This window comes from Pseudomonas sp. NPDC088885, from assembly GCF_044750025.1.
Classification (GTDB): Bacteria; Pseudomonadota; Gammaproteobacteria; order Pseudomonadales; family Pseudomonadaceae; genus Aquipseudomonas; species Aquipseudomonas rustica.
The window spans coordinates 1-13,899 of sequence record NZ_JBIVJB010000110.1 but is presented as its reverse complement, the minus strand read 5'-3'; the positions used below and the strand labels follow the sequence as shown (position 1 = coordinate 13,899).

14 protein-coding genes are annotated in these 13,899 nt (G+C 59.2%); all 14 read right to left on the bottom strand.

All coding sequences use genetic code 11. The features are described 5' to 3' along the window. The coding region (tssK, locus tag ACIP1X_RS25250; RefSeq protein WP_400755630.1) for a type VI secretion system baseplate subunit TssK at nucleotides 1-1,204 on the bottom strand (1,204 nt) is incomplete at its 3' end. 2 nt (nucleotides 1,205-1,206) lie between these two features. Continuing rightward, nucleotides 1,207-1,707 (bottom strand): type VI secretion system lipoprotein TssJ, encoded by a 501-nt coding sequence (gene tssJ / locus ACIP1X_RS25245; RefSeq protein WP_053125087.1) that lies wholly within the window; start codon nucleotides 1,705-1,707, stop codon nucleotides 1,207-1,209. Between the two features lie 5 nt (nucleotides 1,708-1,712). Next, a complete protein-coding gene (gene tagH / locus ACIP1X_RS25240) occupies nucleotides 1,713-2,909 on the bottom strand; it encodes a type VI secretion system-associated FHA domain protein TagH (protein WP_400755629.1) in 1,197 nt (398 codons plus the stop codon). A gap of 18 nt (nucleotides 2,910-2,927) precedes the next feature. Further along, on the bottom strand, nucleotides 2,928-3,068 hold the full coding sequence (locus tag ACIP1X_RS25235; protein WP_053125091.1) for a hypothetical protein: 141 nt from the start codon (nucleotides 3,066-3,068) through the stop codon (nucleotides 2,928-2,930). Between the two features lie 330 nt (nucleotides 3,069-3,398). Further along, nucleotides 3,399-4,919 (bottom strand): sigma-54-dependent Fis family transcriptional regulator, encoded by a 1,521-nt coding sequence (locus tag ACIP1X_RS25230; RefSeq protein WP_053125093.1) that lies wholly within the window; start codon nucleotides 4,917-4,919, stop codon nucleotides 3,399-3,401. A 10-nt stretch (nucleotides 4,920-4,929) separates the two neighbouring features. Then, on the bottom strand, nucleotides 4,930-7,587 hold the full coding sequence (gene tssH / locus ACIP1X_RS25225; RefSeq protein ID WP_400755628.1) for a type VI secretion system ATPase TssH: 2,658 nt from the start codon (nucleotides 7,585-7,587) through the stop codon (nucleotides 4,930-4,932). A gap of 11 nt (nucleotides 7,588-7,598) precedes the next feature. Next, entirely contained in the window at nucleotides 7,599-8,606 is a 1,008-nt protein-coding gene (gene tssG / locus ACIP1X_RS25220; RefSeq protein ID WP_053125097.1) for a type VI secretion system baseplate subunit TssG, read from the bottom strand. After that, on the bottom strand, nucleotides 8,570-10,357 hold the full coding sequence (gene tssF, locus ACIP1X_RS25215) for a type VI secretion system baseplate subunit TssF (protein ID WP_053125099.1): 1,788 nt from the start codon (nucleotides 10,355-10,357) through the stop codon (nucleotides 8,570-8,572). Before tssF ends, tssG begins: the two co-directional genes overlap by 37 nt. A 59-nt stretch (nucleotides 10,358-10,416) precedes the next feature. Next, complete coding sequence (locus ACIP1X_RS25210; RefSeq protein ID WP_400755627.1) at nucleotides 10,417-10,731, bottom strand: hypothetical protein; 315 nt, start codon at nucleotides 10,729-10,731, stop codon at nucleotides 10,417-10,419. 152 nt (nucleotides 10,732-10,883) lie between these two features. Further along, complete coding sequence (locus ACIP1X_RS25205; RefSeq protein WP_163004677.1) at nucleotides 10,884-11,321, bottom strand: hypothetical protein; 438 nt, start codon at nucleotides 11,319-11,321, stop codon at nucleotides 10,884-10,886. A 5-nt stretch (nucleotides 11,322-11,326) separates the two neighbouring features. Next, entirely contained in the window at nucleotides 11,327-12,247 is a 921-nt protein-coding gene (locus ACIP1X_RS25200) for a hypothetical protein (protein ID WP_122596752.1), read from the bottom strand. Further along, a complete protein-coding gene (locus ACIP1X_RS25195) occupies nucleotides 12,240-12,758 on the bottom strand; it encodes a PAAR domain-containing protein (protein ID WP_122596753.1) in 519 nt (172 codons plus the stop codon). Before ACIP1X_RS25195 ends, ACIP1X_RS25200 begins: the two co-directional genes overlap by 8 nt. Nucleotides 12,759-12,769: 11 nt before the next feature. After that, nucleotides 12,770-13,177 carry a type VI secretion system baseplate subunit TssE gene (gene tssE, locus ACIP1X_RS25190; protein WP_212545367.1) on the bottom strand — a complete coding sequence of 136 codons (408 nt, stop codon included), beginning with the start codon at nucleotides 13,175-13,177 and terminating at the stop codon, nucleotides 12,770-12,772. Between the two features lie 9 nt (nucleotides 13,178-13,186). Beyond that, nucleotides 13,187-13,899, bottom strand: a 713-nt coding sequence (tssC, locus tag ACIP1X_RS25185) for a type VI secretion system contractile sheath large subunit (RefSeq protein ID WP_400755626.1), incomplete at its 5' end; no start/stop codon positions are given.

The window sequence follows — 13,899 nt, the reverse complement described above, 5'->3', positions numbered from 1 at the left end:
TGTTGGAGTGGAACGCGATCTGCCGCGGGGCCACCGGCAACGGTTTGACCTTGATCCCCGGCAAATGCAGGTTGACCAGTTGGCGGATGCGCTCCACCGGGCCGACCTTGAGGTGCGCCGGTAAGCGGTGGCGCAGTTCTTCGGAATCGCAGTTGGCACTCGCTGCCAGCACGAACGACGCGGTGCCGAGCAGTTTGTGGTCGTGCAACGGCGAGACGATGATGCCGTACTGACGCGCTTGCAGGATCAGTTCAATGGCGTGCTGTTCGAGCACCATCGACAGCACCTGACGGATCGCTTCCATCAGTTTGCGGAAGCTGCCGCCCTGATCGGCGTGGGAATAACGGCTGTCCAGACGCGGGCGTTTGCTCTCGCCGGAGAACGTCGCCAGATCACCGAGCATGGTCAGCAGCGTGCGGTACAACTCTTCCGGATGCACTTGCTCCAGACCGAGGTAGTGACGCAGCAACAGCTCGGTGCGGTTGATCAGTTGCAGCATCATGAAGTCGCCAACCTCAGCGCCGCCGACCTTGCCGTTGGAGCGAATCCGCTCGGCAATCGTGTCGCCACGGTGGTTGAGCATGCTGATGACTTCTTTCAGGCACGACAGCAGATAGCTGGACGCGTGAGCCTGAATGTAGGTCGGCACGAAATCCGGATCGAGGCTGATCACGCCGTCGGGCGTGGTGTCGAGCACGTCGCAGATTTTCAGTTTTACGTAGGCCTGATCGCTCTGCTGCTCGCCGAGCATCAGTTTGAAATCCGGGCGACCGCAGCTGACCTGGCTGGCGGAATCGTCGCCGGCGTTGGAGTCAGCCACTTCAGCGTCGTACGCGGTGAAGCGCGCGAGCACGTCGGACTGCTCCGGACGGCGCGCCTCGATGTGGTTACCGGTGACCAGCGGCAGCGCCAGATAAATCGGCGTGTTGCCGGTGTTCGGCGGGACGTCCAGCGCCAGCGGTTCAGTGTTGCCGCCGAGTTCGAACAGGCTGCCGTCCGGAAGAATCCCCGAGGCCTGGCTGACCACCAGTTTGCCCATGTTGAGGAACTGCAGGTCGATCTCCAGATTGAGGAAACCCCAGGTGTAACTGCCCAGCAACTGGGTGCGGGTTTTCATCTGGTGATCGTAATAGCGATCGTTGTGCTGGAAGTGCTGCGGCCGCAGCAGCATGCCTTCCTGCCAAATGACTTTATGGGTATTCATGATCAGTTATCCGCCTTGGCGAGCGTTTCTTGGCTGTTGCGGATACCCGTCTGATCGAGGGTCAGATCAGCCTCGGTAAGTTCCTGCGGGGTGACCTGCACGGTGTAGCGCCACTCGGTTTCCGGCAGATCGCGGTAAGCGGCGAGCACCCCCACATAGCGGCTGCCCTCCTCGACGCTGAGCTTCAGCTCGACGGTTTCACCCGGGCGCAGTTCGAGTTCTTCGGTGGCCACCAGATCCGGGTTGAGGGATTCCTTGGCGCGCTCGTAGAGGCTGAAGAAGTCAGCGTTTTCGAAGGTCACCGGGTGTTTGAGTTCGAACAGGCGCACCACGATCGGCGAAGGACGGCCGTTGAGATCGGGGTTCAACTGATCGCTGCCGGTCAGTTTCAGATTGACCTTGGTCACGTTCGAGTACGGCGATAGCGACGAGCAACCGGCGAGCAACGCCAGCAAAGTGAGCGCAGTCAGCGTCTGGAAAAAAGCGGTCGAGCGGCGAGACATGCGCATCATCCTTGGTGGTCGGTGTGGAGGGTGGAAATCAGACGGATCTGTTCTTCGTAGGCCTGAGCGAAGTCGCGGGCCAACAGGCGCTCGCTCCAGTCATCGTCCTGACGCAGTGCTTGGTGATAACGGCCGAACGCTCTCCAGCGCCCACCCGATGTTGCGATCAGCGGCTTGTTGTCGCGCTCGAAACGCAGGGTCAATTGCTCCGGCGAGAAGTGCTCCAGCGTGCCGCGTACGGCGGCGCGGCTGGCGGTCAGCAGCGCCACCTGATGCGCTTGCAGATCACGGAACGCGCGGGAGATCGCTTGCTCGGCCGGCAGATGACCGGGTTTGCTTGGCTGCAACAAAATCTCCAGCGCTTCGCTCGGATCGACGGCGAATTTCAGCGGGTTCTTGTTGGTGCCCTGGACGATGGTCTGCGCCAGACGCAGCTCGTTTTTCAGCTCCGAACGGGTGCGCAGGCTCTGTTGTAAACCGCCGACGCTCTGACGCAGCAAACGCGCGGCATTCAGTGCCAGCGCTTCGCGTTCGTCGTGGTGGAGGCTTTTGACGTCGACACCCAGCGCGGCGCCGAAGTGCTCCCAGAAACCTTCGCTTTGCCGTTCAACAGGCTTCGGCGCCGGCGCGGGTTCAGGCTCGGCGGGAGCGGCGATCAGCTCCGGCACCATCAGGCTTTCCATGTCGATGCGTGCGTAGTCGGCACGCTGACGGGAGTCTTCGGGTTTGGCGGTCGGCGCCAGCAATTCGTCGATTTCCGAGTACACGCGCTCTTGCTGTTCGATGGCATTGAGCGGGTCGAGGTCGAGGAATGCGTCGTCAGGAATGATGCTGCCCGCCGCACGCGGACGGCCAGCTTCGCCGTCGAACGTGGCCGGGTCACGCACCAGTCGCGCACGAATCTCGAAGTCGCCTAGCACGTAGGTGCTGCCGTGCTCAATGCGCACCGGTTCGCCCTTGTGCAGACGCGCGCCGCTGCCGCCGTCCTGAATGCCGTTACTGCTGCTGTCGGTCAGGAAAAACGAGCCTTCGCGGTAGCTGACAATCGCGTGGTGATTGGACAGGTGACGCTTGCGGTCAGGGATGATCCAGTCGCAATCCTCGCCCCGCCCGATCACGCCGCCGGCCTGTTTGAAGGTCTTCTGGCACAACTCGGTGGGCACGAATTGCTTGGTGTTCAGCATTTCGAAAACCAATTCCATGTTTGCTGCTCCTTGCAATCACTTACCGCGATTGGCCGCTTGCGGATCACCCAGCGGGCGATAGTCGTTGTCGTTGAATTTGTAGTTGCCGCTACAGCCGCCAAGGCCGCATAGAACGACGAGGGTCAGCAGGACAGCGTGCCAGTGACGAACAGACATCAGAGGGTCTCCAGGGGTAGACAAAGCACAAAGCGCCGGCCCTTGCGGGCGGCGCCGTTATTAGCGAATTTGTTGGTTTGGGAGGCTCTAGATCGCAGCCTCCAGCCACTTTTGGGAGGAATGTTGATCCCCTGTGGTGAGGGGACTTGTCCCCGATGGGGTGCGCAGCGCCCCCAAAACCTGCCAGCGCGGTCTCTGAGTGAAACCGTGTTTACCGGACTGCGACTGCTGCGCAGCCGATCGGGGATAAATCCCCTCGCCACAGGGGAATCAACAGCCTTAAGGAATTCATTAGCCGTGGAAGTGCGGGACAAGGCGATCACTTTCTGCTCAACCATCGAAGTCACCCAAATTGATATTCAGGCGGCCGAGGCGGTATAGCAGTGTGCGGCGGGGCAGGCCCAGTTCGCGGGCGGCGAGGGTCTGGTTGCCGTCGTTTTTGCGCAGGCAGTTGAGCAGTAGCGTGCGCTCGACCTGCTCCAGGCGTTCACGCAGATTCAGGCTGCTGTTGTCTTCGGGCATCGGCTCCATGCGCAGGGAGAAATGCTCGGCCAGCAACTCGCCGCCCTCGCACAACAGCACCGCGCGTTCGACCAGCGCTTTCAGTTCGCGGACGTTGCCGGGGAAGGTGTAACCCGCCAGATGCTCCAATGCCGCGTCCGACCAGCGCACCGGATCTCGTTGCAAATAGGCGCAGGCCTTTTCGGCGAAATGCCGCGCCAGGTCGAGGATGTCGCCTTCGCGCTGACGCAACGCCGGCAGCACAATCGGGAATTGCGCGAGGCGGTAGTACAAGTCCTCGCGGAATTTACCTTCGCTGACCAGCACCGACAGATCGCGGTGAGTCGCGGCGATGATGCGCACGTCGATCTTGTGCGTGTCGTTGGAGCCCAGCGGACGAATCTCGCCTTCCTGCAACACGCGCAGTAATTTCGATTGCAGCGACAGCGGCATATCACCGATTTCATCGAGCAACAGCGTGCCGCCATTGGCCGCGTCGAACAGCCCGGCGCGGTCGCGATCGGCGCCGGTGAAGGCGCCTTTGCGGTAGCCGAACAGCTCGCTTTCCAGCAGGTTTTCAGGGAACGCCGCGCAGTTCTGCACGATGAACGCCTGCGAGCGACGCGGCCCGCAATCGTGAATCGCCCGCGCGACGACTTCCTTGCCGGTGCCGGTTTCGCCGCGCAACAGCACGGTGTACGGGCTGTGCAGGACTTTGCCGATCAGCGAGTAGGTCTGGCGCATCGCGGTGCTTTTGCCAATCAAGCCGTAACCGCTGATGCTCGGCACGCTGCGCGCCACCGGTGCCGACACATCGCGTGGCTGACGCAGACGCTGGAGCAAATGCAGTTGGCCGAGCACGAACGAGCCGAGCTGACCGAGCGAATCGGCGAAACCTTGCAGGTCGGTGCGACGGCGGCTGGCGCAGAGCAGCAAGCCTTCGACAGCCTTGTGCTGATTGACCAGCGGCACGCACAACAGCGACTGCCACGGCGAGGCCACCGCCGGCAGAAAACTGGTTTCGTGCAGGCTGCCGCTCAAGTCGTCGAGACACACCACGCGGTTCTGGCACAGGGCGAATTGCAGCAGTTGCTCACCGTTGTAATCCGCCGGCAGGCTCGCCGCTTCACGCGGTTGCAGGGCGCCGTCGAGGCATTCGGCGTTCATCCCCAGGCAGGTGTGGGTGGCGTCGAGCAGATACAACTGCGCCAGTTCGCAACCGCTCAACTCGGCCAAGCCGCGCACGAAGTCACCCAGCAGCGCAGCACCGTCCGCCGCGCGCGACAGACTGGCGAACTGCGCCAGCAACGCTTCGGCATACACCAGCGGTTGCGGCACTTGAGTGAACATCACGCCCACCTCAGGCGAACTCGCACGTCACACTGGCTTCGCCGTCGAGCGTGGCGTGCACGCGCTTCAGGCTTTCACCGGTGGCCATGGCGTCGAGCAGACGATCGGCCACCAGCGGCAGCACGTGTTGATCGAGCAGATGATCGATCAGGCGCGCGCCGCTGTCGCTTTGCGTGCAGCGCGCGGACAAGTGATCGACGAGGTTCTGGCACCAGCTGAAATCCAGCTGACGACGGCTGAGGCGCTCGCCGAGACGACCGAGTTTGATCTCGATCAGCTCGCGCAATACCGGGCCGCCGACCGGGTAGTACGGCACCACTTTCATCCGCGCCAGCAGCGCCGGTTTGAAGTGTTTGCTGAGCACCGGGCGAATGGTTTCTTCGAGCACTTCGGCGGTCGGCCGCGCGCCGTTTTCGCAAAGGTCGCTGATGCGATCGCTGCCGAGGTTCGAGGTCATCAGGATCAACGTGTTGCGGAAGTCGATCTCGCGACCTTCGCCGTCGTTGGCCACGCCTTTGTCGAAGATTTGGTAGAACAGGTTGAGCACGTCCGGATCGGCCTTCTCGACTTCATCGAGCAGCACCACCGAGTAAGGTTTCTGTCGTACCGCTTCAGTGAGCATGCCGCCCTCGCCGTAACCGACGTAGCCTGGCGGTGCGCCGATCAGGCGCGAGACGGTGTGCTTCTCCTGGAACTCGGACATGTTGATGGTGGTGATGAAACGGTCACCGCCGTACAGCAGGTCAGCGAGGGCCAGCGCGGTCTCGGTTTTACCGACGCCGCTCGGGCCGACCAGTAAGAACACGCCGACTGGCGCATCAGGTTTGTTCAGGCCGGCAGCGGTGGCGCGCATCGAGCGATCCAGTGCGTGCACGGCTTGTTCCTGACCGCGAATGCGCGTGCGCAGATCGGTGGCGAAACTGGCGACTTTGGCGTTGTGTTCGCGAGCCAGTTGCGCCAACGGCACGCCAGTCCAGGCGCTGATCACTTCGGCGACCAGACGCGGGCACACTTCGAAACTGACCAGACGTTCTTTGACCTGGGCGGCGGTCAGCGCGCTGTGGGTTTCGTTGAGTTGGGCTTCCAGCGCTTCGACGCTTTGGCCTTCTTCGACCTCGGCAGCGAGGGTTTCGATGACGGTGCCTTCGGCGTCTTCTTCAACGCTGAGCACCGGTTCAACGGCAGCGGCTTCGCGGGCCTTGGCCAGTTGCTGACGCAGATCGAGCAGGCGCTCGGCCAGGGTTTTCTGTTCAGTCCACAGGGTTTCCAGCGCGACCATTTCGTCTTCGGCGTCGTCGAGACGTGCTTCCAAAGCCTCCAGCGCTTCGTGATCGATCAGCAGACCAGCCTCAGCGTCACGGCGCAGGGCCTGACGCTGACGGCCACCTTCAGCCAGTTCGCCACGCAGGCGCTCCAGACTTTCCGGGGCAGCGGCGAGGCTGATGCGTACGCGGGCGCAAGCGGTGTCGAGGACATCAACGGCTTTGTCCGGCAGTTGCCGACCGGCCAGGTAACGTGCGGACAATTCCGCCGCCGAGACCACTGCGTCATCACGCAGATAGATGCCGTGGCTCTTCTCGTAAACCTGGGCCAGACCACGGAGGATGGTCACCGCTTCGCTGACGGTCGGTTCGTGCAATTGCACCGGTTGGAAACGACGGGCCAGCGCCGGGTCTTTCTCGAAGTATTTCTTGTACTCGGCCCACGTGGTGGCGGCGATGGTGCGCAGTTCGCCACGCGCCAGTGCCGGTTTCAGCAAGTTAGCGGCGTCGGAACCGCCAGCATTGCCGCCCGCGCCGATCAGCGTATGCGCTTCGTCGATAAACAGAATGATTGGTTTCGGCGAAGCTTTGACTTCGTCGATCACGCCTTTGAGACGACGTTCGAATTCACCTTTGACGCTCGCGCCGGCCTGCAACAGGCCCATGTCCAGCGACAGCAGTTCAACGCCTTTGAGCACTTGCGGCACTTCACCGGCAGCGATGCGCGAGGCCAGACCTTCGACGATGGCAGTCTTGCCGACACCGGCCTCACCGACCACGATCGGGTTGTTCTTGCGGCGACGGGCGAGGATGTCGACCATCTGCCGAATCGCGCCGTCACGGCACAGCACCGGGTCGAGTTTGCCGTCACGGGCCTGTTGGGTCAGGTTGTGGGTGAAGCGCTGCAACAGCGACTCGCCCTGCGCGGCCGGTTTGCCATTGGCCGCCGGTTGCTCCTGTTGCGACAGGGCAAATTCTTTCAGGCGATCGATGTTCAGCTTGGCGAGCAGCGGCTGATAACGGCTGCCGGCGTAACGCATCGGGTTGCGCAGCAGCGCAAGGATCAGCGCGGCGTCTTCGACCTGGGTCTGACCGAGTTCGAGGTTGGCCACCAGCAACGCATCTTGCAGCCACTGCACCAGTTCCGGGGCGAACACCGGGTTGCGCGAAGCGCTGTGCTCGACGCGCGATTGCAGCGCCGCGCTGAGTTCACCGGCGTCGACATCGGCGTCTTGCAACGCGCGGGCGAGCAAGCCGTTCGGACGTTCGAGCAGGCCGAGCATCAAGTCTTCGACGAGGATTTTGCTGCCGCCACGGGCGACGCAACGCTCGGCCGAACGCTCCAGATCACGACGGGTTTCGGCGTCCAGCGCCTGAATGAGTTGTTGCAGGTCTACGTTGATCATGGCTCACGTCCTTAATGAATTTTGCTGCCCAGGGTCACCACGCCGTCCGCTTTTTCGCGGCCCAGCCAACTGGTCCAACCGAGGCGACAGGCGTTCTGCTCACCGATGCGCAGTTCGCGGATTTCTTCCTGGCGCAGCACCAGGCGAATGTCGTAATCGAGCGGGTCACGCAGGGTGAACCGCACCAGCGCGCACAGCGGCTGGTAACCAAAACCGATCGGCAGAAATTCATGGAATCGCTGCCAGTCGAGTTCGGTGATGTGAATGCGGAATTTGCCGCTGCGGTCGCGTACGTGTTCGCCGAGCACCAGGTCTTCGCCGAGCAGGCTGTTGGCGCGGCCCAAACGATTGCGCTGTTCTTCGAGAATCTCGACGCGGCGCTCGATGCACTGCTCGATGACCAGGTCTTCGTGCTTGAAGTAGTAACGCAACACGGCTTCGATCAACGCTGCCGAGTGCGCGCGCAGGCTAAGCAAACCGAGGTACGGCAGCAGGCGTTTCCAGTTGAGTTCTTTAGCTTTGCGGATCTCTTCGCCACCGAGGCCAATCAGCGCAAACAACTGCGCCGAAAACGGGTCGAGCGCGCCGCTCTGGAAGCTTGCGCGGTAGCGGTATTTGCGCCAGATCGGCAGCATCAGCCGTTGCAAACGATGGTGGAACAGGTCGAGGAAGTTGCGCGTCGGGTTGCCGTCTTCGCTATCGCCCAGGGCTTGTTCGCCATAGAACGCCGGCAGCGGCGAACCGGAACCGACCAGGCCGATCAGGTTGAAACGCATGCGCGCGCGCATCTGCCCGTGCTCTTCGAAAAACTCAACGCGATCGACGTCGCTGCCGGGAAAACCCAGGCTCGGATTGGCCTGGAATTCCAGCTGATCGTACAAATCGTCTTCGCTCAGGTACGGGTGTGCCTCGCGCAGCCGATCGATCACCAGCAGCACTGCCTGAAACAGCGAGTACTCGCGTATCGCCTTGGTGAGCCCGCTTAAAGCAGGGGCTGCAGGCCCATACGTGGTGTCCATTGGTACACCTCTCCCTGTGTGCTTTTTACCCGCAGCTCGTGGAATGAATTGAGACTGGCGTAAAGCGCGAAAAACTCGTTAAGAACCGAGGCGAAGACGAACAGGTCGCCCTCACCGATGTACCCTTCCGGGTCGATGGTCAGCTCGGTGCGCAAGCCGCGTACCGGCAAGCCACGGTGCAAGCGATCGACGTGGTGGTGCTTGATATTCTTCAGGCCGCCGAGCAGGCGTTTGCTGACTTTTTCCGCGTGCTGGTCGTAGTAGCGCGGCAAGTCGTAGGTTTCGAGAATCACCTTCAACGCATTGACGTCGGCCAGCGACAAATAGTTAAGCGACATGTTGCTGATCAGCTTCCACAGGAAGTCTCGGTTCAGCGGCGGCGCGAAGCTCGACGTGGCCGGGGTGATGTTGCGGAAACTGAGAAACTCCGGCGTCTCTTCGCAGGCCACACAGATGTCGCCGAGCTTGAGCTTGCGCGGCAGATTCTGGTTGGTGCAGATCAGCTCGATCGACAGGGTTTCGTGGGCTTCGGTGTGGCGAATGCCGAAGCTCAAATAAGTGTCGAGGCCGTCGTGCAGCAAGGACGAGCGCTGGCGAATGCTGTAATGCGGACGGCTGTTGGGCACGTCGAAACTCGGGTCGTGCTCGAAGGATTCGAACGGCACGTATTCCTGATAACCGAGGCCGCCGGGCTTCCAGCCCGTCACGGTTTCCACCGAGAACACACCGCAGTTTTCCAGATCGTATTCCGCGGGCAGCAGCAGGTATTCGTCCTGCTTGCCGTCGAGACGAATCGGCAACGCATCGTGGGCAAACAGGTTGGCGATCGGCGTGCAAAACAGCTTCACGTTATCCAGTGTCGGGCGCATGCGCAGGATGCCGCTCTTGCGAATGTCGAAGCGCAATTCCAGACCGCGCATCTGCTTGAGGGTGTCCTGCGGCAGCGCGTTGAGGATGTCCAGACCGTTGACGTCGACGAAGAGGAATTTGTCCTGAAAGGCGAAGTATTCCTGCAGGTAGCGATAGCCACGGAAGGTGTTCAGCGGATACGGGATCAACGCTTCTTCTTCGGCAAAGCCCACCGGGGTGACCCGGTCACCGGGAATCTTGAACGCCATCGGCTTGCCGCTGACGCCATCAATTGGCTTGCCGGCGCCGTCGAGCGGGATCAGCTCAATGCCTTCGAGGTTGCGCAGCAGGCTCAGGTACAACATCTGGCTGATGTAACGCTCGCCGGCAAAGTGCAGGCGCAGCTTGCTCAGTTCCAGCTCACCGAGGTGGCCGTCGGCACTCATTTCCAAACGCAGACTCAGCAGCGAGCCGTCGCCCTTCACCGAGTAATTCAGCGCCGCGAGATCCAGCGGCAACACCTCGGTCGGGTAGCAGGTGCGGAAGCGGCAACGCACGTCTTCGATCGGCTTGCTCTCCACCGGCGTATCACGCTCGACCACCAGCGCCGGGCCCGAACGCTTGAGCGGATCGAACTGCAAAATGCTGAACGCCGGCAGCGGGCGCATGTAGTTGGGCCAGAGCAATTGCATCAGCGAATGGCTGAGCTCCGGCAACTCGTCGTCGAGCTTCTGGCGCAAACGCCCGGTGAGAAACGCAAAGCCTTCGAGCAACCGCTCCACGTCCGGATCCCGCCCGGCCTGGCCCAGATACGGCGCCAACGCCGGACTACGCTCGGCGAAACGGCGACCGAGTTGGCGCAGTGCGGTGAGTTCGCTTTGGTAGTAGTGGTTAAAGGACACGGGGTACCTGCCTGAAAAATGAACTCATAAAAAAAACGCTCCGCCACCGAAATGCCGGTTCATTTTTGACCGCCGCCTTCTGCGGCGCACCACGTGGCATGGTCAAGCCGATCAAATGACGGACATGCATTGGATTTACGAATGAATACGTAAGGCGCTGCGGGCTCGTAGGAGAAGTAGTAATAGTTCTTACTATCCTCGCCATAGATCCAGTAATTCGACGACCCCTCATTTATCTCATAAGGCTTGAATGAAAAAATGGAGGATTCAGACGGGATGAAGTTAACACCATCCATCAACATCATGAGCGCATTGGGAAACACGTTTGTCAGTGAAAACAAAGCCACAGCAAGAATTGCGACAGACAGCTTCATGAGCTTGCGCCTACATACTTCATCATTTGAAAAATATAATAGAGCTGCACTCATCACTTCACCTTTCTCGATTTCCAAATCACGAGCTTACTACCATTTGGAACAACCACCTTTTTTGATACGCCACATAACAGGGCTTATCACAAGCATTTCTAACGCTTCTCGGAAAACAGTAAAAACTTACTCAAGACTTTAAAAGCAACAACCGTAACAACTGAAAAAAATGCGCCAACCACTAAAACATAGGGAATATAAGTTAACCACAAAAACATCATACCCAGACCCGCTAGCCTGCCAAACGCCAAACATCCGATGCCATAAACAACCCAAGGCACACCATAAAACGGGATAAAAACTACAGGAGCCCACCAAGCAAGACGTACGACTTCAAGCTCAGTTCTCCTAGAAATCAAACGAGTAGAAAAGACCGCGAATAACACATAGGCCACCAGCCCGAAACCAAGAACGTATATAAGGACGAACTGTTCCATCCCACCACGTAGCGGGCTGGAAAAATAGAAAGCATCAAGCAACAGCAAAACCGGCAACACCACCATTGGCAACCAAATCGCTGTTTTAAAATAACTCACATACGTCATTTCAACGTCGACTCGGTAGAGTCGTCCGGCATAGGCTCTTCCCAGATACCCATCCAGCGGCCATCGTTCGGACTAAGATTTTTGAAAAAATTATTCCACTCCTCAATCGGCCGCATTTCCAGAGCTTCTTTTTTTAACTTTCGCCTTCTCATCTCGTTTCCAAGAGTGCCTTTGAAGTTCCCCTCTTCATCAACTTCTATGCGAATCGCCGAAGAGATCATCGGATACTTCTTATCACCAAATAGCGCAACAAGAGCTGCAGCCTTCCGAACATGCACACCTAAAAAAACAGACTGTCCAGAAGCATCAGTAATAAAAGCCTCACAGTTCGGAAATCCATCACCAGTTATATATGTCACTACATCTAAATGCTTTGCCACTCGATCGAGCGTCATTATAACTTTGTAACTTACGTCCAGGCTTGGCACGAATGTCATTCCTGTCAATTTTTTTGTTTCCGCTGAAAATGGAAAAGCGTGATTCTCACCTGCGTAACCACCATCAACCCAAACAGTAGTGACTGCACCCTTTTCACTTTTAATTGATGGCCAGCTTCCGCCTTTGGGCTTTAACTCTGCATCATAGTGAGTATGTTCTTCACCCGCCTTCCCGGAATCATTCGACTCCGTTTGCGTATTAACAACTTCGTTCGTTGCCAGCTTTACAAAAAACCTATGCCATACACGTGAAGTTATTAGCGTACCTTGAGCGCCAGAGAGGCCGCTTGGCTTTAACGAAAAGCCGCGTGCATCACCTTCGAAGTAAAAGCCGCTCCACCCAAACGTTTTCCCTGGGTGAAACGATCTTATATTGAATTCATAAGTTGAAAGCTTTGCTAATTTTACGGTCGCGACCTGCCCCTCACGATTGGTAGAAGGGGTGGAAGGAGCCTGCGCCAGAGGCGTAACGTTAGACATTCGCGACTCCTGCTGGAGGAAGCAGGGAAATTTTCAATATCTGGGAAGCTTTACCGGTGCTAACAGCTTTGGTGTGGCCGTTGGCGTCCGTCACGCCCTCATAAATCTCACCTGACTCGGTCTCCAATCGGTAGCCGTAATTTGCCACCGGGCTACCTTCGTCGTCCCTCAAAACGAAAAAGTCATTGAAATAGCCAGGCATTGGAACTGGCGGCACAAACGGCGCCGGCGTATGCGAATTGCCAATAATCACCGTCCCGGACCCAGCCGTAACCTTGTTCCCATGCGAACCCACCGAACCGACCGTTGCAGCAGGTTTGCCGTTAATCAACACCGTGGTCGCCAGATCGCCGACCATCGCACCACCACACGCCGAGGCATCGCCTTGGCGGGCGGCCGCGAGGCCGTCGAAGAACACGTCGCCGGAACCGGCGGCGATCGGGTTGGTGCCGTGGCCGGGGAGCGGGCAAGCGGTGGGGTCGGATACGCGTGCTGCGGGTTTGCCAGACATCGGGAATCTCCTTAGTTGACCTTCACTTGTCCGCTGCCATCCAGGCGCGCGGCGAAACTGACCTGTCGCTTGAAACCATCAACTTCCAGCAGGCCTTCGATGCTGAAGGCCAGGCGCAGCTGATCGTGGTCACGCGGCAGGGAAATGACACGCACATTGCTCAGGCGCGGCTCGTAGGCTTCGATGAAGTTTTCGATGGCCAGACGGGCCTGACTCAGGGAGTCGTGCAGGCTCAGACGCATGTCATTGAGATCGGGCAACCCGTAGTCGGACAGCGTTTGCACGCTGCCGGCCCGGGTGCTGAGCATTTTGGCCAGATGGGCAGCCACGGACGCCATGGCGGAAACCTCGCGGCTCCAACCACTGCGTTTTTCTGCATCGCCATTAAGGCGTTCGAAAAGGCTGCCGTATCCGTCCATGAGTCGCTCTTACTCTTTGTCCAGCTTGCCAACCAGCGACAGGGTGAAATCGGCACCCATGTACTTGAAGTGCGGACGCACGTTCAAGCTCACGCGGTACCAGCCCGGCTCGCCTTCAACGTCGCTGACGATGATTTGCGCAGCGCGCAGCGGACGACGGCCACGCACTTCGGCGCTCGGGTTTTCCTGGTCAGCAACGTACTGACGGATCCACTTGTTCAGTTCCAGCTCGAGGTCGGTACGTTCTTTCCACGAACCGAGTTGCTCGCGCTGCAGCACTTTCAAGTAGTGAGCCAGGCGGTTGACGATCATCATGTACGGCAGTTGAGTGCCGAGTTTGTAGTTCAGCTCTGCAGCCTTGCCTTCAGCGCTGATGCCGAAGAACTTCGGCTTCTGCACCGAACTCGCGGAGAAGAACGCCGCGTTGTCGGAGCCTTTGCGCATGGTCAGGGAGATGAAGCCTTCCTCGGCCAGTTCGTATTCACGACGGTCGCTGACCAGAACCTCGGTAGGGATCTTGGTTTCGATTTCGCCCATGCTTTCGAAATGGTGCAGCGGCAGGTCTTCAACAGCGCCACCGCTCTGTGGGCCGATGATGTTCGGGCACCAGCGGAATTTGGCGAAGCTGTCGGTCAGCTTGGTGCCGAACGCGTAAGCAGTGTTGCCCCACAGGTAGAGCTCGTGGCTGTTGGCAACGGATTCCTTGTACACGAACGATTTCA

Bases quoted from the DNA above. Each gene is read 5' to 3' on its own strand.
- tssJ (WP_053125087.1), bottom strand. From the start codon at position 1,707: ATGTCTCGCCGCTCGACCGCTTTTTTCCAGACGCTGACTGCGCTCACT.
- ACIP1X_RS25210 (WP_400755627.1), bottom strand. From the start codon at position 10,731: ATGAAGCTGTCTGTCGCAATTCTTGCTGTGGCTTTGTTTTCACTGACA.
- tssH (WP_400755628.1), bottom strand. From the start codon at position 7,587: ATGATCAACGTAGACCTGCAACAACTCATTCAGGCGCTGGACGCCGAA.
- ACIP1X_RS25195 (WP_122596753.1), bottom strand. From the start codon at position 12,758: ATGTCTGGCAAACCCGCAGCACGCGTATCCGACCCCACCGCTTGCCCG.
- tagH (WP_400755629.1), bottom strand. From the start codon at position 2,909: ATGGAATTGGTTTTCGAAATGCTGAACACCAAGCAATTCGTGCCCACC.
- ACIP1X_RS25235 (WP_053125091.1), bottom strand. From the start codon at position 3,068: ATGTCTGTTCGTCACTGGCACGCTGTCCTGCTGACCCTCGTCGTTCTA.
- ACIP1X_RS25200 (WP_122596752.1), bottom strand. From the start codon at position 12,247: ATGTCTAACGTTACGCCTCTGGCGCAGGCTCCTTCCACCCCTTCTACC.
- tssG (WP_053125097.1), bottom strand. From the start codon at position 8,606: ATGGACACCACGTATGGGCCTGCAGCCCCTGCTTTAAGCGGGCTCACC.
- ACIP1X_RS25230 (WP_053125093.1), bottom strand. From the start codon at position 4,919: ATGTTCACTCAAGTGCCGCAACCGCTGGTGTATGCCGAAGCGTTGCTG.
- tssE (WP_212545367.1), bottom strand. From the start codon at position 13,177: ATGGACGGATACGGCAGCCTTTTCGAACGCCTTAATGGCGATGCAGAA.